Consider the following 21,521-nt stretch of genomic DNA (forward strand, 5'->3'; position numbering starts at 1 on the left):
CATGACGGCACATCCGCCCGCGCCACCGGTGGCCATCGTCGGGATGTCGGTCCTGCTGCCCGGCTCCCCGGACCTGGACACCTACTGGCGCAACCTGACCGGTGGCGTGGACGCCATCACCGACGTCCCGTCCGGGCGGTGGGACGCGGAGTTCTACGACCCGAGGGGCGCCACGGGCACACCGGCCGCGCCCGACCGGGTGTACTGCCGCCGGGGCGGCTTCGTCGACCCGTACGCGGAGGTGGAGGCCGCCCGGTTCGGCATCATGCCGAACTCGGTGTCCGGCACCGAACCCGACCAGCTGATCGCCCTCCGCGTCGCGGCGGCCGCCCTCGCCGACGCGGGCGGCGACGACCGGCTGCCCGACCGGGAGCGGGTGGGCGTCGTACTGGGCCGCGGCGGCTACCTCACCCCCGGGCTGGTCCGGCTCGACCAGCGGGTCCGTACCGCGCACCAGCTCGTACGGACCCTCGGCGAGCTGCTGCCCGGCATCGGCCCCGGCCAGCTGGACCGGATACGGGACGCCTTCACCGAACAGCTCGGCCCGGACCGCCCCGAGGCGGCCATCGGTCTGGTGCCCAACCTCGCCGCCTCCCGCATCGCCAACCGCCTCGACCTGCGCGGGCCCGCCCACACCGTCGACGCCGCCTGCGCGTCGTCGCTCGTCGCCGTCGACCAGGCGGTGGGGGAGCTGGCGTCCGGGCGGTGCGACGTGATGCTCGCGGGCGGTGTGCACCACTGCCACGACATCACCCTGTGGAGCGTCTTCGCGCAGCTGCGCGCCCTGTCGCCGAGCCAGCGCATCCGGCCCTTCCACCGCGCCGCCGACGGTCTGCTGATCGGGGAGGGCACCGGGGTGGTCGTCCTCAAACGGCTCGCCGACGCACGGCGCGACGGCGACCGCGTCTACGCCGTCATCCGCGGCACCGGCGTGGCCTCGGACGGCCGCGCCACCGGGCTGGTCAACCCGGACCCGGGAGGCCAGGCCCGCGCCGTACGGCAGGCCTGGCGCGCCGCGGGCCTCGACCCGCGCGCACCGGGCTCGATCGGACTGCTGGAGGCCCACGGCACGGCCACTCCCGCCGGGGACGCGGCCGAACTCACCACCTTGGCCGAGGTGTTCGGGCCTGAGGGCCCGCCGGGCGAGCCCGCCGTCATCGGCTCGGTGAAGTCGATGATCGGCCACACCATGCCCGCCGCCGGTGTCGCGGGCCTGGTCAAGGCCGCCCTCGCCGTCCACCACGGATGGCTGCTGCCCACCCTCCACTGCGACGACCCGCACCCGGGGCTGCTGGCCACCCGCTTCCGCACCCTCGACGCGGCCACGCCCTGGGAGGCCCCCGTGCGGCGCGCGGCGGTCAACGCCTTCGGGTTCGGCGGGATCAACGCACACGTCGTCCTGGAACAGGAGCCGACCGCGGCGGTGAAGCGCCGCCCGCCGACCGTCGTGACCGAACCCGAACGGGTGCTGGCCCTCGCCGTCGACACTCCGGAGCGGCTGGCCGAACTGCTCACGGCCGACGACGCGACGTTACGCGCCACCGCGCCCGCGCCCGCTGCCGCGTCCGGGCGGGGTGCCCGCACCCGGCTGGGCATCGTCGACCCCACCGCCAAGCGGCTCGCCCTCGCGCGGCGCGTGGCCGCCAAGGGCCGCCCGTGGCGTGGCCGCAACGACGTCTGGTTCACCCCGGAGCCGCTGCTCGCCGCCGCCGGGAAACTGGCCTTCGTCTTCCCCGGCCTGGAGGCCGACTTCGCACCCCGCACGGACGGGATCGCCGAGTACTTCGGGCTCTCCCGCCACACCGACGACCGCCCGGGCGAGCGCTACGGCGACGCCGCCCGCGCGGGCGACATCGGGCGCCACGGCATCGGTGTCGCCCGCGTCGGACGACTGCTGCACGCGGCGCTCGGACGCATGGGAATCGTGCCGGACGCGGTGGCCGGACACAGCGTCGGCGAGTGGACCGCGATGGCCGCGGGCGGCCTCTACGCGGGCGAGGCCGTCGACGCCTTCCTCGACTCCTTCGACCCCGACACGCTGCGCGTCCCCGGTGTGACCTTCGCCGTCCTCGGCACGGGTGCGGAACGCGTCCTCACCGCACTCGCGGAGCGGCCGGAGAGCCGGATCGTGCTCTCGCACGACAACGCGCCCGGCCAGTCGATGGTGTGCGGGCCACGGGCCGACATCGAGGACTTCGTCCGGGCGATGCGCGCCACTGGCGTGATCGCGCAGGTCCTGCCCTTCCAATCCGGCTTCCACACCCCCATGCTGGCCCCCTTCCTCGACCCCATCCGGGCCCTGGCGGAACGCTTCGAACTGCTCCTGCCGCCCCGCGTCCCCGTCTGGTCCGGCACCACCGCCGCGCCCTATCCGGAAACCGAGGCCGAGGTGCGGCGGCTGTTCGTCCGGCACCTCCTGGAACCCGTGCGGTTCCGGCTGCTGATCCAGGCCCTGCACGACGCGGGCTTCCGCGCGTTCGTCCAGCTCGGCACCGGCCAGCTGGCCTCGCTCATCGGCGACACCCTGCAGGGCCGCGACCACGTCGTCGTGGCCGCCAACTCCCCCCACCGCGACGGCGTCGCCCAGCTGCGCCGCGTCGCCACCGCGCTGTGGACGGAGGGCGCCGAGGTGGACCCCACCCTCCCGCGCCCCGGCACGACGAGACGGCCGTCGGCCCCGGTACGCCTGAACCTCGACGGCGCGCTGATCTCGTTGGCCGGGCCACGGCTGGCCGAGCTCCGGGGCGTGCTGGCGGCTGGCCTTCCCCCCACCCCGCCCCTCCCCGAAACCGAGGGGCTCCGCCCCCCGGCCCCCCAACCCGCGGCAGCGGCGACCACCGACCAGCCCGCGCCGCCCCCGCCCGCGGTGGGCATCCACCAGGCCGTACCGCTGTATCCCGCGACGGCGGGCTCGACGGAGGCCGCACCGCCGCACGGGGCGGTGGGCTCGGACAACGCCACGCCGCCGCTTCCGGCGACGGGCACGCATCACTCCGCACCGCCGCTCGGGGCGGCGGCCACCGACCAGCCCGCGCCGCCGCACTCGGCGACGGCGGGCGCGGGCCAGGCCATGTCGCCGCACCCGGCGGCGGGCATGGACCACTCCGCGCCGCTGCCCGCGCCCGTGGCGGGCATCGACCAGGCCTTGCCGCGGTATCCCGCGGCGGGCTCGGCCCAGGCCGCACAGCCACTTGCGGCAACTGCGGGCGCGTCCCGCACCGTGCCGCCGTACCCCGCGACGGGGGGTGCGGACCAGGCTGCGCCGCCACTTCCGGCGGCGGTGGGCAGCCCGCATGTCGGGCCGCCGCACACGGCGGTGGCGAGCGCTGACCAGGCCACGCCGCCGCACGCGCCGGTGGTGGGCATCCAACAAGCGCTGCCGTATCCGGCGACGGCGGGCACCCGCCACGCCGCACCCACATCCCTGCCGCACCCCGCCGCGCCCTGGGCCGCCGAGTTCGACGCGCTTCTGCGGGAGACGGCCGATGCGGCGGCCGTCGTGGTCGCGGCGGGGCGGGCCCGGCAGGCGGTGGGCCATGCGTGTACCTACGACGTGCGCGTTTCCACCGAGGCCATGCCCTATCTCCGTGACCACTGCTTCTTCCCGCAGCGGCCCGGCTGGCCCGATGAGTCCGACCGGTGGCCCGTGGTTCCGGCCACCACGATCGTCCAGCACCTCATCGACGCGGCGGAGCGCGCGGCGGGCGGTGGGGTGGCTGTGGCCGTGCGGGGTGCGCGGTTCGACCAGTGGGTGACCGCGACGCCGCCCAGCACCGTGCCGGTCACCGTGACTCCGTCCGCCGACGACCCGGCGCATCGCACCGTCACTTTCGGCCGCAGCGCCCGCGGCACCGTGCAGCTCGCGCCCGGCTACCCGGATGCCGCCGACCGCCCCGCGCCCTGGCGTATCGACCCCGCAAGCGAGCGGGTGCCCGAGCACACCGCGGCGCAGATCTACGGCGAGCGCTGGATGTTCCACGGACCGGCGTTCCAGGGGCTCACCCGGCTCACCGCGATCGGTGAGAGGCATGTGCGCGGCACGATCACCACTCCGGCCGCGCCCGGCGCGCTCCTGGACAACGTCGGTCAGCTCCTCGGGTACTGGATCATGGCGACCCGCACCGAGCGCTCCGTGGTCTTCCCGGTCGGCATGCGCCTGATGCGTTTCTTCGGTCCGCCCCCGCGGCCCGGCGCCGAGGTGGAGTGCCTGGTCAGGATCGTCGCGCTGACCGACGCGGCGCTTGAGGCCGATATCCAGCTGCTGACCGGCAGTCAGGTGTGGGCGGAGCTGAACGGCTGGCACGACCGCCGGTTCGACAACGATCCGCAGACCCGCCCGGTGGAGCGCTTCCCGCAGCGCAACACGCTGTCGCGGCCGCAGCCGGGCGGCTGGTCACTGGTGCACGAGCGCTGGCCGGATCTGGCCTCGCGGGATCTGATCATGCGCAACCACCTGGGCGGCGCCGAACGCGCCGAGTACGGCCGGCGGCCGCCGCTCGGCCGCAGACAGTGGCTGCTGGGCCGGATCGCGGCCAAGGACGCGGTACGGCGGTGGCTGTGGGAGCAGGGGGAGGGGCCGGTCTTCCCGGCCGAGATCCGGGTGTGCGACGACGAACACGGCCGCCCGTACGCCGTCGGCGTCCACGGCCGGACCCTGCCCCCGCTGGATCTGACGCTGGCGCACGCGGCCGAGGCCGGGGTCGCCCTGGTGGTACCGAGACGCGAAAACACGCAATGCGGCATCGGCATTGGCACCGGTATCGGCATCGCCATCGAGGAGATCACCGACCGCGACGAGGCGGCCCTCGCGGCCACCTTCGGCCCGGCCGAGCGCGAACTCCTCGCGACCGCCCCCGCCCGGTGGGCCACCGCCACCGCCGCCAAGGAGGCGGTGGCGAAGGCAGAGGGCACCGGTAGCCAGAACACCACCATCGTCGGCGCGGACACGTCGCGGCTCACCGTCGAGGTGGCCGCCCCCGGACACCGGCCGCGCCGCTACCGGGTGCACTGCACGACGACCGCCAACCCGTCCGGGCTGCCGGGCAGGGAGTACGCCGTGGCCTGGACGACCGGTCCGGACCACCGGGATCAGGACGAGGAGACCGCTCAGTGACCACCGTCGAACCCACCGCCCCGGCACCCGCGCAAAAGACACCCACCGCACCGGCCGTGCTCGCGGACGTCGCCGGAATGCTCCGGACCATGCTCGACGAGGAGGGTCTCGACGACATCGAGATCGCCATGGACACCCGCTTCACCGACGATCTGGAGCTGGAGAGCATCGACCTGGTGACCCTCGCGGGCACCCTTCAGGACCGGTACGGGCAGGAGGTCAACTTCGCCGAATTCGTGGCCGATCTGGAGCTGGACGAGATCATCGGCCTCACCGTCGGACAGCTCGTGGAGTACATCGTGCGGTGCCTCAATGTGGCCGAGATCCAAGCGGCCGAGGTCAAAGCGGCCACAGCCGGCGTGGCCGAGGGGAGCTGACCATGGCGATGATCCACCTCGGTGGCCCGCCCGGCACCGGCGACGGCCCGGACGGCATCCGCCTGCACGTACAGCGGTTGTCCCCGCCGGGCGGCCGCCCGCCCACCGCCACCGTCGTACTCGTCCACGGGCTGCTCACCGACTCCCTGGCCAGCTGGTACTTCACCGTGGCCCCGGACCTGGCCGCCGCCGGGCTGGACGTGGTGATGTACGACCAGCGGGGGCACGGCCGCAGTGAGCGCCCCGGCTCCGGCTACCGGCTGGAGACGTTCGTCAGCGACCTCGAACGGCTGCTGGACCAGCTGGACATCACCACCCCCGTCCACCTGGTGGGCAACTGCTTCGGCGGCACGGTGGCGTACGGATACGCCCTGCGCCACCCGGAACGGGTGGCCGGTATCGCGACGATCGAGGCGAAACCCGCCACCGAGAGCTGGCTGACGGACATCAGCGGCATCATGCGCCGCATCGTCGTCGAACTCGTCGCACACGAGGCCGAGTCGCTGGCCTGGGTCACCGCCCACCGGGGCGCGCACACCGCGCGGCTGGCCAAGTCGGCGGCCCGGCTGGTGCGTACGACCACGATCGCCGAGGACGTGGCGGCGAGCCGGACGGTGAGCGAGGAGCGGGTCCGCTCCCTGCGCTGCCCGGCGCTGGCCGTGTACGGCGCCGACTCCGAACTCGCCGGGGAGGACGGCTGGCGCAGGGCGCTGCCGCCCGGCGCCCGGACGGTGATGCTGCCGGGGGAGGGGCACTCGGTGCTGGCCGAGGCCCCCGCGCGGATACGCACACTGCTGCTGTCCTGGATCGGCGAACAGGGAACCGCCACGCCGCCGGTGACCGTCCCGGTGGCGGCCGGGCTCGGAGGGGCTGATGTCTCGTGACCGACGCGACCACCACCACCGACGGCAGCCGTTTCCTCTTCGTCGTGCCGCCGCTCGTCGGCCACGTCAACCCCACCGTCGGTGTCGCGGCCGAACTGACCGCCCGTGGCCACCAGGTGGCGTGGGCCGGGCTGCCGGAGGTCGTCCAGCGGCTGGTCGGCCCCGGCGCCACGGTGCACCGCTGCGCCGGGCCGGTGATCGGCGAGGGCGGGGCGGAGCGCCCGCCAGAGGTGCGCGGCCCGGGCGCGCTGAAGTTCCTGTGGGAGGACTTCCTCGTGCCGCTCGCCGAGGCCATGGCACCCGGCGTGGCGCGGGCCGTCGAGGCGTTCCGCCCGGATGTGGTGGTGGCCGACCAGCAGACCGTGGCGGGTGCGCTCGTGGCCGAGCGGCTGGGCGTACGGTGGGCCACCTCCGCCACCACCTCGGCGGAGTTCACCGGCGCGCTGGACGGCATGCCCAAGATCGACGCCTGGCTGGACGGACTGCTGGACGGGTTACGGGGCCGGATCGGCGATCCGCACGGCACGGCCGACCCCCGGTTCTCGCCCGCTCTGGTGCTGGCGTTCACCACCGAGGAGCTGGCCGGGCAGCCCGTCCGGGCGGCCGACCATATCCGGTATGTGGGCCCGTCCATCGCCGGGCGCCCGGCCGAACCGGACTTCCCGTGGGAGTGGCTGGACCCCGCCCGCCCCACCGTCCTGGTCACCCTCGGCACCGCGAACACCGACGCCGGGGCGCGGTTCCTCGCCGCGTCCCGGGAGGCCGTACGCGCCCGGGCCGACCGCTTCCAGACGGTCATCGTCGACCCGGCCGGAACTCTCGAGCCGGTGGCCACCGGAGGGGACAAGAACCTGCTGACGGTCCCGCGAATCCCCCAACTGCGCCTGCTGGAACGGGTGTCCGCGGTCGTGTGCCACGCGGGACACAACACGGTGTGCGAGGCCCTGTGGCACGGGGTCCCGCTCGTGGTGGCCCCGATCCGGGACGACCAGCCCGTGGTGGCCGCCCAGGTGGTGGCCGCGGGCGCGGGCGTCCGCGTCAGGTTCGGCAGGGCGCGGGCCGCGGCGCTCGGCGAGGCCATCGACGCCGTACTGGACGAACCGGGCCACCGCGCCGCCGCCGAGCGCGTCGGCGCGTCCTTCCGGGCGGCGGGCGGCGCCCGCGCGGCCGCCGCCCACCTGGAACGACTGGCCGCCACCACCACGGCCGCTACCCATGTCACCACGACCCCCACCATCCACCCCGCCACGACCCCCGAGGGAGAACGATGAGCCAGGACAACGCCACCTCCCCCATACCCGGGGCGACGGCCCCGCGCCCGTCCCGCGCCGAGGCCGTCGCCGCCCTCCGCCCGCGTTACCGGGCCGACCTGGACCAGGGCACCGAGCGGTTCTTCGAGCCGCGCCGTACGGACTGCCCCTGGTGCGGCTCACCCCGGCTCAAGCGCCGCCTGCGCACCAGGGACCGGTTCCAGAACAAGCCGGGCGGCTTCCGGCTGGACACCTGCCGGGACTGCCGCCTGGTGTTCCAGAACCCCCGCCTGAACGGCGAGGGGCTGGAGTTCTACTACCGCGACTTCTACGACGGGCTGGGGGAGGAGGGCATGGGCAACGTGTTCTCCGGACGGCGGACGATGTACCTCAGACGGGCGGAGGCCCTGAAGCCCTCCGCCGACTCCCCGGCGAAGTGGCTCGACGTCGGCACCGGCCATGGCCACTTCCCCGAAGTGGCCCGCACCGTCTTCCCCGACACCGTCTTCGACGGGCTGGACTTCACCGAGGGCGTCGAACTGGCCGAGCGGGAGGGGCGGATCGACCACGGCATCCGGGGCAGCTTCCCGGAGCTGGCCGGGGAGCGGCTGGCCGGGCGCTACGACGTGGTGAGCATGTTCCACTACCTGGAGCACAGTACGGACCCCCGCGCGGAACTCCGCGCTGCCCACCGCACCCTCGGCCCCGGTGGCCACCTGCTCATCGAAGTGCCCGACCCGGAGTGCTGGTTCGCCCGGCTCTTCGGCCGCTTCTGGCTGCCCTGGCTCCAGCCCCAGCATCTGTACTTCCTCCCGGTGGCGGGGCTGCGCAAGGAGCTGGAAGCGCTCGGCTTCACCGTGGTCCTCGAACAGCACCGCGAGTCGTCCGACACCGTCGACCTGCTCGGCGCCGTGTGGCTGGCGGCCAACGCGGCCCTGCCGCCCGACGACGCCCCCTGGCTGGCCGAGCCGCCCGGCCGCGCGCGATGGCTGCTGCGCTGCGCGGGCCTGGTGGTGGCCATTCCCGCCCTCGTCGTGGCCACCACACTGGACCGGCTGCTGCTCAAGCCACTGGCCGGGCTGGGAAAGGTGTCCAATGCCTACCGCCTGGTAGCCCGGCGCAATGGGTGAATTCGTTCGTCAGTTTGCATTTCGTAACACGAACGGGTGCGCCAGTGTCCCTTAGTCGTGCCCGAACTCGAAAAATGTGAACTCCCTTGTTCCGCATCGGTTCCGTATGCAAAGGTGCAGATGTTGCCACGTGGGCCAGGCGTTTCCCCGCGCCGCCGACACGGCCGACACCCCCCTGGTACGGACTTTTCTCGCTGCCCTGTGAAAGGGAAAAGACGTGAACGATGCCGCCCCGGCGCATTTCTTAACCCCCACCCCCCTCTTCGGCGTGACGGATGAACAGCTCACGGCCGAACTCCAGAAGTGTGCGGGGAAACTGGACGACCATCACCCCGTCGGGGAGCTGCTGGGCCGCCACTGGGAGGCGGCCTTCTCGTACGCGAGCCTGTGCACCACGAGCGCCCACCCCGCGGGAATCCTCACCTCCGCCGCGTTCACCAGGCTCTTCGGGGAAGCGCTGCGACTCACCGCACCGGCCACCGCGTGGCGGCCACGGGTGCTGGCCACCGTGCGGGGCATAGCGGAGGAGTGGAACACCGGTCCGCGCGGCGCGTTACTCCATCCCGGCCTGCGGGCCCTCCCGGGGGAATGGGGGCGCACGGACGGGAGACACCGCCCGCCGGAGAACAGACGGCTGGTGTTCCGCGCGTTCCAGCAGCTCCCCGAGACGGCCCGCTGTCTGCTGTGGCACACGGAGGTCGAGGCGGAGCAACTGGCCGTACCGGCAGGGCTGTTGGGGCTGTCCGAGGGTGCGTCCGCCGAGCTGGAGCGGGCCCGGCAGCGCTGGCGGCAGGCCTGTCTCGACGCCCACTGCGAGACGGCCCCCGAGGAGGAGTGCCGCCAGTACAGCCGTCTTCTGGATGTCTCGCTCCACCGCGGGGACACCTGGCTCGACCCCGATCTGCGGCAGCATCTGGCCAGGTGCGAGCACTGCCGTCAGGCCGCCGACCAGTTGGACCACTCCACCGGCCGACCGGGCGTCCTGCTCGCCGAAGCGGTCCTGGGATGGGGTGCGTGGGATTATCTCGACTCCCGGCCGGGCCGCCGCGCCCCCGAACCGGACCCGGCCGCGCACACTCCTCCCGTATCATCCGATCCGCCACGTGGCGGCGGACCTCGCCACTCGGCGCGCAAACACCCGTGGTGGAAGGCGCGCCCAGAGGTGCCCTCGGGGGTGCGCTCCGCGGTGCGTCAGGCGGTGCGCCCGGCGGCGCGCCGAAGGCGACGAAGCGTCACCCGCGGGCGGCTCCTCGTCGTGGCGGCGGCCACGGTGAGCGGCTGTGTGCTGGTGTCGGTGGCGGTGGCATCCGTCCTCCCGTCCGGCGGTGCCGACGACGCCGCGTACGAACGCGACACCCCCTCGACGACCCCGGGCGCGGACAACACGACCGCCCCCGGCCCGGAGCCCTCCTGGATCGGCGCCGGTGGCAGCCAGGACGGCGCCCCGCGCGGCCGGTTGCGCAACGCCGCGAACGGACTGTGCCTCGACATCGTGGGCGGCAAGCCCGGCGTGGGCGCCGAAACCGAGACCACGCCGTGCACTTCCGCGGCCACCCAGCAGTGGGCGTACGAGGCCGACGGCCTGCTGCGCAGTGGCGCCGACCCCGGACTCTGCCTCAACTCCCGGCTGAGCTTCGCCATCCGGCTCGGCCCCTGCGAGGCCACCTCACGCCGGGACGCCGCGAACGTGCGCTACGACTTCACCCTCCAGGGCACTTTGGTGCCGCGCTGGAACCAGGAACTGGCACTGACCCCCGACTCCACGGAGAAGGGAGCCGCGCTGGTGCTCAAAACACGGGACGACTCCGCGATGTCACAGCGCTGGGCGGTGGGCGGCGCGGCGGGCGGGCGCGGATACCGGACCGAGACGGTCCGCCCGGACCGGGAGGTGGCGCCCCGCCAGGTGTCCGTCGTCCGCCCGAAGCCCGCCCGCACCACGCCCCCGGCACCCGAGCCCAAGCCCAAGCCCAAGCCCCCGACACACGCGCCCGAGCGCCCGGCATCCGAGCCCCCGGCGCACGGCCGGTATGAGCCCCCGGCACACGGCCGGTACGGGCTCCCGGCGCACGGCCGGTACGGGCCCCAGGACCCCTGGGGCCGGGCCGGACACGAACGCGGCCGGGGGAGCGGCGGCCACCGCTGACGACTAGTGCCTGTCGTTTGGATCAGGGCCGGGCTCGCGGGCCCTGGCACGCGCATCTGCGGCGTTGTCGTCACTCGCCGACGCTCCGCGTCGACTCCCTCCTCCGCCTTGCAGCTACACGCTCCCCCAGCTACCGCTGGGAGGTGCCCCCTGACCCCGCTCCCTGATCCGGCCTGATCCAAACGACAGACCCTAGGCGCCAGGTCGCTACTTCACGGCCACCGCCGACCTCGTGGCCGCAGGGCGGGCCGGGCGGTCGGCGGTCCCGGACGCGAAGTACACCCCGGACGGCCGGATACGCGAGGTCGCCCAGACGCTGACGACCGCGGTGGCCGCGAGATATCCGCAGGCGATCCACGGCGTGCCGTGGCCGAGCGCGAGGAAGGTCGTCATGAGCAGCGGTGTGATGCCGGAGGCGTAGACACCGGACAGCTGGTAGACCACGGACATGCCGGTGTACCGGACCTCCGCCGGGAACAGGGAGGCGAACAGGGTGCCCTGGGCCCCGTAGAACGAGGCGTGGACCACGCCCAGCGTCAGCGCGATCGCCGCGGCGAACCCCCAGACACCGGTGGAGTGGAACAGCCAGAACGCGGGGAACACGCTCAGCCCGAACAGCGCCATGCCGAACATGTACATCCGGCGTGCGCCATACCGGTCCACCACGGAGCCGGACAGCGGGATCAGTACGGCCATCACCAGCGCGGCGAAGGTGACGGCGAGCAGGACCGGGGTGCGGGGCAGATCCAGGGTCGAGGTGGCGTAGGAAATCGCGAACACACCCCAGGTGTTGAACGCGGCGCCCTCACCCCACCTGGCCAGCATGCCCAGCACGGTGTGCCGCCGGGTTTCCGGGTCCCGCAGCAGCCGGGCCACCGGAACCCGGGACGCCGACTGCCGCTGCTCGACCTGGCGGAAGGCCGGGGTTTCGTCGACCTTGAGCCGCACCGTGATTCCCAGGACGACCAGCAGCAGGCTCACCAGGAAGGCCACCCGCCATCCGTAGCTGAGGAAGGCCTCGTCGCTGAGCACATTGCTGAGCAGGGCGAAAACACCGGTTCCCAGCGCCAGCCCGAGGGCCAGGCCGATCTGCGGGAAGCTGCCGTAGCGTCCCTCGCGCCCGGCCGGACCGTGCTCCACGGACAGCAGCACGGCACCCGCCCACTCCCCGCCGAGCGCCACGCCCTGCGCCACGCGCAGGACGAGGAGGAGGATGGGCGCCCAGACGCCGATCTGCTGATAGGTGGGCAGCAGGCCGATGAGTGCGGTGGAGCCGCCCATCAGGCTCATGGTGACGGCGAGGGTGCGTCTGCGGCCGATGCGGTCGCCGATGTGTCCGAAGAGCAGGCCCCCGATGGGCCGGGCCAGGAAGCCGACCGCGAAGGTGGCGAAGGAGAGGATGGTGCCGACGGTGTCGTTGCCGGTGGGGAAGAACAGGTCGCCGAAGACGAGGCCCGCGGCGGTGCTGTAGAGGAAGAAGTCGTACCACTCCACCGTGGTGCCCAGGAGGCTGGCCAGCACCACGGTACGAAGTGGCCGTCGGGACGTGTCGGACATGGGGGGACTACCGTTTCGTTGCATGCCGGGGCGCCGGGGCAGGCGTGAGCGCGCGACGGCGAGCGGCGCGGCGCGCGCACACCGGCCTCGGCGGCAGGGTGCGATGAGGGAAGGACAGCGGCTGTGGTGTGAACGCCCCACGGACAGACGTCATGTGACGGAACGTCAGATGGCCTGCGCGGTGGCGGCTACGGAGCCGGGAGCGTGGTGGTCCGCGGGGGAGCCGGGATCAGGGACGACAGCAGGCGCTGGACTGGCGGCACAGGTCGACGTGGAGGCGTTCCACGAGCGGGCCGGCAGTATTCGACATGGCCGACAGTATGGTCGGCCCCCGGCGCCCGGCTCAAGGTGTCACCGGAACGGTCTCACCGACTGGGACGCACTCGCGGCCCCCGCTCAGCCCCGGCCGATGACCTTTCCGGGGTTCAGGATGCCGTGCGGGTCGAGGGCCGCCTTGACGGCACGGTGCATCTCCAGCACGGCGGGCGAGAGTTCCTGTTCCAGGCCGTCCCGCTTCAGCAGTCCGACGCCGTGCTCGCCGGTGACCGTCCCGCCCAGGTCGAGGGCGTCGGCGATGATGTCGCGGAACGCGGCCTGGGCCCGCTCCCGGGCCGCGGTGTCGCCGGGCCGGGTGATCAGCAGCGGATGGAGGTTGCCGTCACCGGCGTGGGCGATGTTGGCGATGAGCGTGTCGTGCCGGGTGGCCGCGCGCTCGATCCGCGCCAGCATCTCCGGTACGGCAGCCCGGGGCACGCACACGTCCTCGGTGAGCACCGGGCCCAGCCGCTCCAGCGCCGGGTAGGCGAGCCGCCGCGCCGCGAAGAGCGCGTCGGCCTCCTCCTGGTCCGTGGACTGCGCGGCCCAGTCGCCCCCGCCTCCTCGAAGCAGGCGAGCATGCGTGCCGCCTCCTGCTCCCCGGCCGGGCCCGGCGCGTCCGTACGCCCGAGGAGCACCACGTCCGCGTCGACGGACAGCCCCATGTTCTTCCACTCGTCGACCGCGGCCAGGCAGTGCCGGTCGATCAGCTCCAGCGCGGACGGGGTGAGCCCCGCGGCCCCGACCGCGGCGACGGCGCGGCCCGCCGCCACGACCGACGAGAAGTATCCGGCGACCGTGCGCTCCGCCTCCCGCCGCGGCCGCAGCCGCACCGTGACCTCGGTGATCACCCCGAGGGTGCCCTCGGAGCCGACCATCAGCCCCGCCAGGTCGTACCCGGCCACGCCCTTCGCCGTCCGGCGGCCGAGCCGCACCAGCTCGCCGGTGCCGGTCACCGCCTCCAGGCCGAGGACATAGTCACCGGTGACGCCGTACTTGACGCAGCACAGCCCGCCCGCGTTGGTGGCCACGTTGCCGCCGATGGTGGACCAGGGCGCGCTGGCCGGGTCCGGCGGGTACCAGAGCCCGTGTTCGGCGCACGCGGCCCGCAGATCGTCGTTGACCACACCCGGGCCGACCACCGCGAGCCGCTCCACGGGGTCGATCTCGTGGACGGTGTTCATCTGCTCCGTGGAGAGCACGACGCAGCCCTCGACGGCGTTGGCACCGCCGGAGAGGCCGGTTCCGGCGCCCCGGGTGACGAGCGGAACGCCGTGCCGCAGACAGGCGCGCACCACGGACCGCACCTCCGGCGCCGTACGCGGCCGTACGACCACGCACGGGGTGCCGTGCGGCGCCCACTCCGCCTCGTCGTGCGTGAACCCGGCCGCCACCTGCGGGTCCTCGACCAGCCGTCCGGCCGGCAGTTCCCGCCGCAGCTCCTCGACCAGCACGCCCGGTTCCCCCGCCCTGTCGTCGCACCCGTACCGCATCCCCGCACCGTACCCACCGCGAGGAGACGGGATGATCACCGCCCTCGCCGGGCCCCGGTGGCGACGGTGGGACGAAAGCCACAAAGCTGCGCAATATACGCACAATGGGCTAGCGTCGTAGATATGAAGGCCGTACGACGCGTCTTCCGGATCACGCCGGTGGTTCCGCTGGTCGTCGCCGCGCCGCTGCTCACCGCCGTCGCAGCCGCTCCCGGCACCACCCCCAGCGGAAGTACCGGCGCGATGGGCCTGCTCATCACCCTCGGCGTGCTGATCGTCGTCGGCGTCGGCGGCACCTTCCTGGTCGGCAGGCGCGTCACCAGGCGGCGGCAGCAGCAGGAGCGGGCCCGGCTGGAAGAGCTCCGCCCGGTGGTCGACGAGGACATCACCGCCTTCGGCGAGGAGCTGACCCGGATCGGCTTCGAGCCGACGTCCCCGAAGGCCGACGACGCGATGCGCGCGGACTACACCCGGGCCCTGGACTCCTACGAGCGCGCGAAGACGCTGATGGAGAGGGCGCAGGCGTCCAGGGACGTACGGGATGTGAGCGAGGCGCTGGCGGACGGCCGGTTCTCGCTCGCCACCCTGGCGGCCAGGATGGACGGCGAGCCGCTGCCGGAGCGGCGGCCCCCGTGCTTCTTCGACCCCCGGCACGGCCCCTCGGTCGAGGACCGGCGATGGACCCCGGCGGGCAGTACCTCCGAGCGGACCGTCCCGGTCTGCGCGGCGGACGCCGCCCGGCTGGACGACGGCGAGGAACCGATGGCCCGCGAGGTCGACACCGCCGCGGGGCGGCGCCCGTACTGGGACGCCGGACCCGTCTACGCGCCCTGGGCGTACGGCTACTACGGCGGCGCGCTGCTGCCGGGCCTGCTGACGGGCACCCTGCTCGGCACCGCGCTCGCCTCGCCCTACGCGTACGGCGACTACTACGGCGCCGGTCCGGCGGGCGACTACTCCGGTGGCGACTACTCGGGCGGTGACACTTCCGGCGGCGACGTCGACCCCGGCGATTTCGGCGGCGGCTTCGGCGGGGGAGACTTCGGCGGCGGGTGACACCCCGGCCGGGCCGGAACGCGGCCCGCCAGATTCACGCACAGATCCACCCGCAGATCCACGCGGCAATCTTGTGCACACATCTTGTATCCCAGATTGCCGAACTCTAGTGTCCCAGTCTCAGCCCCCGGCCTGTCCACCCTCCCCGGCCGGGCGCACCGACGAAAGGGACGAGAGTGGCAGACCTCAGCGGCCTTTGCGTCGCGGTCACCGGTGCCGGGCGCGGCATCGGACGGTCCATCGCCCTGCGGCTCGCCTCGGCGGGCGCGCACCTAGCCGTCATCGACCGCGACGCCGCCCGCGCCGAGGCCGTACGCGCCGAGGTGGCCGAACTCGGCCGTCCGGCGCTCGCCGTCGCGGGCGATGTGACCCGCGCCGCCGACTGCGCCGAGATGGTGCGGCGCACCGCCGACGGCCTCGGGCGGCTCGACGTCATGGTCTGCAACGCGGGCATCGTGCAGGTCAAGCCCTTCCTGGACATCACCGAGGAGGACTGGGACGCCACGTTCGCCGTCAACGTCAAGGGCGCCTTCCTGACCATGCAGGCCGCCGCCGCCCGGATGCGCGGCCAGGAGCCCCTCGACGGCACCCGTCCGCGCGGAAAGATCATCACGATGTCGTCGATCGCCGGGCGCTACGGCGCCGGGCCGATGGCACCCCTCACCCCCCACTACCGCGCCAGCAAGGCGTCCGTCATCAGCCTCACCCAGACCGCGGCCTACGCACTGGCGCCGGACATCACCGTCAACGCCATCTGTCCCGGCCTGGTCGGCACCGACATGTGGCGCCAGATCGACCAGGAGTGGTCCGCCACCGAGGGGTGGGCCGCGGGCGAGGCGTGGCAGCGGCGCACCGCCGCCGTACCCATGGGCCGCCCCCAGACCCCGGACGACGTCGCGGGCCTCGCCCTCTATCTCTGCTCACCCGATTCCGACTACATGACCGGACAGGCCGTCAACATCGACGGCGGACTGATCATGAGCTGAGCCGCCCTCCTCCCCGCACGATCGAGGAAGCACATGACACACGCATCCAGCGGCACCCCCGCCACGACTCTGGACGAGGCCGGGCAGCGGGCAGCCGTCTCGCGCATCTCCTGGCGCATCCTCCCGCTCATCGCGGTCGGCTACGTCATCGCGTACGTCGACCGCACCAACATCGGCTTCGCCCAGCTGGGCATGGGCACCGAACTGGGCATCAAGGCCGCCGCGTACGGGCTTGCCGCCTCGATCTTCTTCGTCGCCTACTTCTTCTTCGAGGTGCCGAGCAATCTGCTGCTGCGCCGCTTCGGCGCCCGCGCCTGGCTCGCCCGCATCATGGCGACCTGGGGGATCATCACCGTGATCACCGGGTTCACCACCAACGTGCAGATGCTGTACGTGATGCGCTTCCTGCTCGGCGTCGCGGAGGCCGGTTTCTTCCCCGGCATCATCGTCTACCTCACCCTGTGGTTCCGCTCCGGCGACCGGGCCGTCGCGCTCGGCTGGCTGGTGCTGGCCCAGCCGGTCTCGTTCCTCTGCGGCGGGCTCCTCGGCGGCCTGATCCTGGACCACACCGGCTGGTTCGGCATGGCGGGCTGGCGCTGGCTGTTCATCCTGACCGGCGTCCCCGCGGTCCTGATGGCCGTCGTGACGTACGTCTTCCTCCCGAACTCCCCGGCGACCGCGCGCTGGCTCGCCCCCGCCGACCGCGACTGGCTGCGCGGCTCCCTGGAGGCCGAGCAGGGCACCGGCCATGACGAGGGCGTACGGGCGCAGCTCGCCGCGCTGCGCAACCCCCGGGTGCTGCATCTGGCCGCCACCCATCTCGCGCTGGCCATCGGCACCTACGGGTTCAACCTCTTCCTGCCGCTGATCATCAAGCAGATCAACCCCGCCTACTCGGCCACCAACATCGGCTTCACCGCGGCCATCCCCTATGTCTGCGCCGCGCTCGCGCTGCTGGGCACCGCCCAGCTGTCCAAGCGCGCCCGCGAGCGCAAATACCTGGTCGCCGTACCCCTCGCCATGGGAGCCGTGGGCCTGGCCGCCGTGATCGCCCTGCGCGACCACCCCGGGCCCGCGGTGGTCGCGCTCGCCATCACCGGGATCGGCGCGTTCGCCTGGCTGCCGCCGTTCTGGGCGCTCACCACCGACAGCCTGTCCAGGACCCACGCCGCGGTCGGCATCGCCGCCATCAACTCCATCGGCAACCTCGGCGGGTTCTTCGGCCCGTACATCGTCGGCAAGGAGACCGACGGCGACACCGTCACCGCGGGCCTGCTCATCCCCGTCGTGTCCCTGGCCGTCTCGGTCGTGCTGATCCTCCTGTGGCGCAGCCCCGCGCGGCAGCCCGGCTCCGGCACCGGCGGCCCGGCCCCGGTGGCCGACGCCCCCGCCACCGCCCGCTGACGCACCCGCGTCCTATCGAAAGGAGCCGACCGTGTCAGCCGCCACGTCGCTCATGGCCCTCCTGGACGGCCCCGGCATCGTCCAGGCCCCGGGCGCGCCCGACTCGGCCACGGCCCGCCTCGTCCAGGCCGCCGGATTCCCGGCCGTCTACCTGACCGGCTTCGGCGCCACGGCCAGCCGACTGGGCACCCCCGACATCGGGCTGCTCACCCAGACCGAGATGACCGAACACGCCCGCAACATGACCCGCGCCGTGTCCATCCCCGTCATCGCGGACGCCGACACCGGCTACGGCGGCCCCTCCAACATCCACCGCACCGTGCGCGAGTACCTCCAGGCCCAGGTGGCGGCCATCCACCTGGAGGACCAGGTGGCGCCCAAGCGGTGCGGCCAGATGAGCGGCATCCGGCTGATGGACGAGGACGAGAGCGCCGCCCGGATCGCCTGCGCCGTCGAGGCCCGGGGCACCGACGACCTGCTCGTCATCGGACGCACCGACGCCCTGCCCGCCGCCGGGATCGAGGAGGCCGTACGCCGCGCCCGCCGCTACCGGGACGCGGGCGCCGACCTGGTCTTCGTCGACGGCATCAAACGCGTCGAGGAGGTGGAGGCCGTCGCGAAGGCCGTCGAAGGACCCAAGGTCGTCTCCATCGTGGACGGCAACGAGACCACCCGGCTCACCGCCACCGACCTGGCCGACATGGGCTTCTCGCTCGTCTTCTACGCCGTCACGGCGCTGTTCACCGCCACCCGCGCGGTCGCCGACGCACTGGACCACCTGCGCGCCGCCGGAACCCCAGCGGGCGGTCCGGCCCAGCACACCTACGCCGAGTTCTGCGACCTCGTCGACCTCGGCTTCCACCAGGACCTCGACCACCGCTTCGGGAGCTGAGCGCCATCATGTTCAAGGTAGTCGTCACCGACTACGAGTTCGCCGACCTGGAGCCCGAGCGGCAGGTCCTGGAAGCGGCCGGACTCACCCTCGTACCCGCCCAGGCCCGCACCGAGGACGAGCTGATCGAGATCTGCGCCGACGCCGACGCCGTGATCAACCAGTACGCCCCCGTCACCGCCGAGGTCATCCGCAACCTGAACCGCTGTCAGGTGATCTCCCGCTACGGCATCGGGCTCAACACCATCGACGTCCCGGCGGCGACCGCGGCGGGCATCGCCGTCGCCAACGTGCCGGACGGCTCCCTGGAGGAGGTGTCAGACCACGCCGCCGCCCAGATCCTCACCCTCGCCCGGGGCCTGCACCGCTACGACGCCGCGATCCGCCGGGGCACCTGGGACTACACCGTCGCGAAACCCCTGCGGCGGCTGCGCGGACGCACCCTCGGACTCATCGGATTCGGCCGCATCCCGCAGCGGCTCGCCGAGAAGATGAGCGGCTTCGGGATGACACTCCTCGCCCACGACCCCTATCCCGACCCCGCTGCGGCGGCGCGGCTCGGCGTCCGGCTCGTGGACCTCGACACCCTCTGCCGCGAAGCCGACGTGGTGTCCGTGCACACCCCGCTGACGGAGCAGACCGAAGGGATGATCGGGCCCGGCCGGTTCGCCGCCATGAAGCCCACCGCCTGCCTGGTCAACACCGCCCGCGGCCCGGTGGTGGACGAGGCCGCGCTCATCGCGGCGCTGCGGTCGGGACGTATCGCGGGCGCCGCCCTGGACGTCTTCGCCCACGAACCCCTCGGGCCCGACAGCCCGCTGGCGAAACTCGACAACGTCGTCCTCACCCCGCACACCGCCTGGTACTCGGAGGACTCCGAGATCGAGATCCGTACGAAGACGGCCCGCAATGTGGTAGACGTCGCCGAGGGACGGCCGCCCACGTACCTGGTCAACCACGACGTGGCCGCCGCCCCGCACAGCACCGCCCGCCCGGCCCGCCCAGCAGGAGGACGAACGACATGACCCGTACAGCGGTGGCCACGGTCTGCCTGTCGGGAACCCTGGACGACAAGCTCACCGCCGCGGCGGACGCCGGTTTCGCCGGGGTGGAGATCTTCGAACCCGACCTCGTCGCCTCCCCGCTCGCCCCCGCCGCGATCCGCGACCGCTGCGCCGGCCTCGGCCTGTCCATCGACCTCTACCAGCCCTTCCGCGATCTCGACTCCACCTCGCCGGACCGCTTCGCCGCCAACCTCACCCGCCTGGAGCGCAAGTTCGAGGTGATGCGGCAGCTGGGCACCGACACTCTGCTGGTGTGCTCCTCGGTCTCCCCGGACGCGGTCCGCGACCCCGACCTGCTCGCCGGACAGCTGCACACGGCGGCCGAACGCGCCGCCGCCCACGGCATACGCATCGCCTACGAAGCCCTCGCCTGGGGCGCCCACATCAACACCTACGAGGCGTCCCTCGACATGGTCGACCGGGCCGGACACCCGGCGCTCGGGCTGTGCCTGGACAGCTTCCACATCCTCTCCCGGGGCTCGGACCCGGCGGGCATCCGCGACATCCCGGCCGAGAAGCTGTTCTTCCTCCAGCTCGCCGACGCGCCCCACCTGGACATGGACGTCCTCCAGTGGAGCCGCCACCACCGGCTCTTCCCCGGCCAGGGCGCCTGGGACCTGTCCGCGTTCCTCGGCCATGTGCTGGCCGCGGGCTACCGGGGACCCCTGTCGCTGGAGGTCTTCAACGACGTCTTCCGCCAGGCCGACCCGGGCCGCACCGCCATCGACGCCCACCGCTCACTGCTGGCGCTGCGGGACGCCACCGACCGCCGCGCGGAGGCGCGGTCGCCGGGCACCGTGCCGCCCGCCGTACCGGCCGTGCCGAAGGGGTCCGCGCCCATCGGCGTGGCATTCGCCGAGGTCGCCGTCGACGCCGAGTCCGGGCCGCTGATCGCCCGGGCCCTGGCCGGGCTCGGCTTCGTCCACACCGGCCACCACCGCACCAAACCCGTCCAGCTGTGGACCCAGGGCGAGGCCCGGCTGCTCCTCAACACGGGCGTCACCCGCCCCGGCGGCGCGATCAGCGCCCTGGGCCTGCACACCGACGACCCGGGCGCCTCGGCCACCCGCGCCGAGGCGCTGCTCGCACCCGTCCTGCCGCGCACCCGGGGCCCGGCCGAGGCCGACCTCGCCGCCGTCGCGGCCCCGGACGGCACCGAGGTCTTCTTCTGCGGCACCGGGGACGACTGGCTCGCCGACTTCACCCCCGCCGCCTCGCCCGACCGGCCCGGCGCGGGCGTCACCCGCATCGACCACATCGCGCTGACCCAGCCGTTCGACCACTTCGACGAGGCCACGCTCTTCTGCCGCGCCGTCCTCGGCCTCACCCCGCAGCCCACCGCCGAATACGCCGCCCCCTTCGGCCTGGTCCGCAGCCGGGCCTTCACCGACCCAGCCGAACAGGTCCGCATCGCGCTGTCGGTCACCCTGCTGCGCCGGGGCGACTGGGCGCCGCCGGTCGCCAGCCCCCAGCACATCGCCTTCGCCACCGACGACATCGTGGCGACCGCCCGTGCCGTACGCGACCGCGGCGCCCCCCTGCTGGCCGTCCCGGACAACTACTACGACGACCTCGACGCCCGGCTCGGCCCCGACCCCGCGCTCCTGGCCGACCTCCGCGAGCTGGGCATCTTCTACGACCGCGACGCCGACGGCGCGTTCCTCCACTGCTACACGGAGATCCTGGGCGGTGCGGTCTTCTTCGAACTCGTCCAGCGCGTCGGCCCGTACACCGGCTACGGCGCCGCCAACGCCCCCGTCCGCATGGCCGCCCACCGCACCGCCCGCCTGGCCCTCGCCCAGGCCGGGCCGGACCGGGCGATACGGCCGCTACGGTAGCGTTCGGGATACCGATGGA

At 73.5% G+C, this 21,521-nt stretch carries 13 protein-coding genes and 2 pseudogenes; 12 read left to right on the forward strand and 3 right to left on the reverse strand.

Annotated features, from left to right (window positions below; all coding sequences use genetic code 11):
- Position 1: 1 nt before the first annotated feature.
- The 6 genes from ABZ370_RS05475 to ABZ370_RS05500 all read left to right on the forward strand — a co-directional run bounded on the left by ABZ370_RS05475 (position 2) and on the right by ABZ370_RS05500 (position 10,897).
- A complete protein-coding gene (locus tag ABZ370_RS05475) occupies positions 2-5,113 on the forward strand; it encodes a beta-ketoacyl synthase N-terminal-like domain-containing protein (protein WP_358616798.1) in 5,112 nt (1,703 codons plus the stop codon).
- Between the two features lie 77 nt (positions 5,114-5,190).
- Positions 5,191-5,490 (forward strand): phosphopantetheine-binding protein, encoded by a 300-nt coding sequence (locus ABZ370_RS05480; RefSeq protein ID WP_358617424.1) that lies wholly within the window; start codon positions 5,191-5,193, stop codon positions 5,488-5,490.
- Positions 5,491-5,492: 2 nt separating this feature from the next.
- On the forward strand, positions 5,493-6,374 hold the full coding sequence (locus ABZ370_RS05485; protein WP_358616800.1) for an alpha/beta hydrolase: 882 nt from the start codon (positions 5,493-5,495) through the stop codon (positions 6,372-6,374).
- Positions 6,371-7,645, forward strand: coding sequence for a glycosyltransferase (locus tag ABZ370_RS05490; RefSeq protein ID WP_358616802.1), 1,275 nt, complete (start codon positions 6,371-6,373; stop codon positions 7,643-7,645). Before ABZ370_RS05485 ends, ABZ370_RS05490 begins: the two co-directional genes overlap by 4 nt.
- Positions 7,642-8,754 carry a class I SAM-dependent methyltransferase gene (locus tag ABZ370_RS05495; protein WP_358616804.1) on the forward strand — a complete coding sequence of 371 codons (1,113 nt, stop codon included), beginning with the start codon at positions 7,642-7,644 and terminating at the stop codon, positions 8,752-8,754. The genes ABZ370_RS05490 and ABZ370_RS05495 overlap by 4 nt, the downstream gene beginning before the upstream one ends.
- Positions 8,755-9,022: 268 nt before the next feature.
- Entirely contained in the window at positions 9,023-10,897 is a 1,875-nt protein-coding gene (locus ABZ370_RS05500; RefSeq protein ID WP_358616806.1) for an RICIN domain-containing protein, read from the forward strand.
- Positions 10,898-11,104: 207 nt separating this feature from the next.
- On the opposite strand, the gene ABZ370_RS05505 is transcribed toward ABZ370_RS05500, so the two are convergent.
- The 3 genes and pseudogenes from ABZ370_RS05505 to ABZ370_RS05515 form a co-directional block, all read right to left on the reverse strand.
- Positions 11,105-12,454, reverse strand: a complete 1,350-nt coding sequence (locus ABZ370_RS05505; protein WP_358616808.1) for an MFS transporter — start codon at positions 12,452-12,454, stop codon at positions 11,105-11,107.
- A gap of 229 nt (positions 12,455-12,683) precedes the next feature.
- Positions 12,684-12,764, reverse strand: a complete 81-nt coding sequence (locus ABZ370_RS05510) for a putative leader peptide (RefSeq protein ID WP_358617426.1) — start codon at positions 12,762-12,764, stop codon at positions 12,684-12,686.
- Between the two features lie 86 nt (positions 12,765-12,850).
- Positions 12,851-14,223 (reverse strand): annotated as a pseudogene (locus ABZ370_RS05515) (FAD-linked oxidase C-terminal domain-containing protein).
- Between the two features lie 279 nt (positions 14,224-14,502).
- Here ABZ370_RS05515 and ABZ370_RS05520 point away from each other — a divergent pair.
- From ABZ370_RS05520 to ABZ370_RS05545, 6 genes and pseudogenes are all read left to right on the forward strand, one after another.
- A pseudogene (locus ABZ370_RS05520) lies at positions 14,503-15,318 on the forward strand (hypothetical protein); the annotation flags it as partial.
- Between the two features lie 176 nt (positions 15,319-15,494).
- A complete protein-coding gene (locus ABZ370_RS05525; protein WP_358616810.1) occupies positions 15,495-16,304 on the forward strand; it encodes a glucose 1-dehydrogenase in 810 nt (269 codons plus the stop codon).
- Between the two features lie 33 nt (positions 16,305-16,337).
- Positions 16,338-17,708: an MFS transporter gene (locus ABZ370_RS05530; RefSeq protein WP_358616812.1), complete on the forward strand. Its 1,371-nt coding sequence runs from the start codon at positions 16,338-16,340 to the stop codon at positions 17,706-17,708.
- A 31-nt stretch (positions 17,709-17,739) separates the two neighbouring features.
- Complete coding sequence (locus ABZ370_RS05535) at positions 17,740-18,600, forward strand: isocitrate lyase/PEP mutase family protein (protein ID WP_358616814.1); 861 nt, start codon at positions 17,740-17,742, stop codon at positions 18,598-18,600.
- Between the two features lie 8 nt (positions 18,601-18,608).
- Complete coding sequence (locus ABZ370_RS05540; RefSeq protein WP_358616816.1) at positions 18,609-19,625, forward strand: C-terminal binding protein; 1,017 nt, start codon at positions 18,609-18,611, stop codon at positions 19,623-19,625.
- On the forward strand, positions 19,622-21,502 hold the full coding sequence (locus ABZ370_RS05545; RefSeq protein WP_358616819.1) for a TIM barrel protein: 1,881 nt from the start codon (positions 19,622-19,624) through the stop codon (positions 21,500-21,502). The genes ABZ370_RS05540 and ABZ370_RS05545 overlap by 4 nt, the downstream gene beginning before the upstream one ends.
- Positions 21,503-21,521: the final 19 nt, after the last annotated feature.

The organism is Streptomyces sp. NPDC005962, assembly GCF_040629205.1.
Classification (GTDB): domain Bacteria; phylum Actinomycetota; class Actinomycetes; order Streptomycetales; family Streptomycetaceae; genus Streptomyces.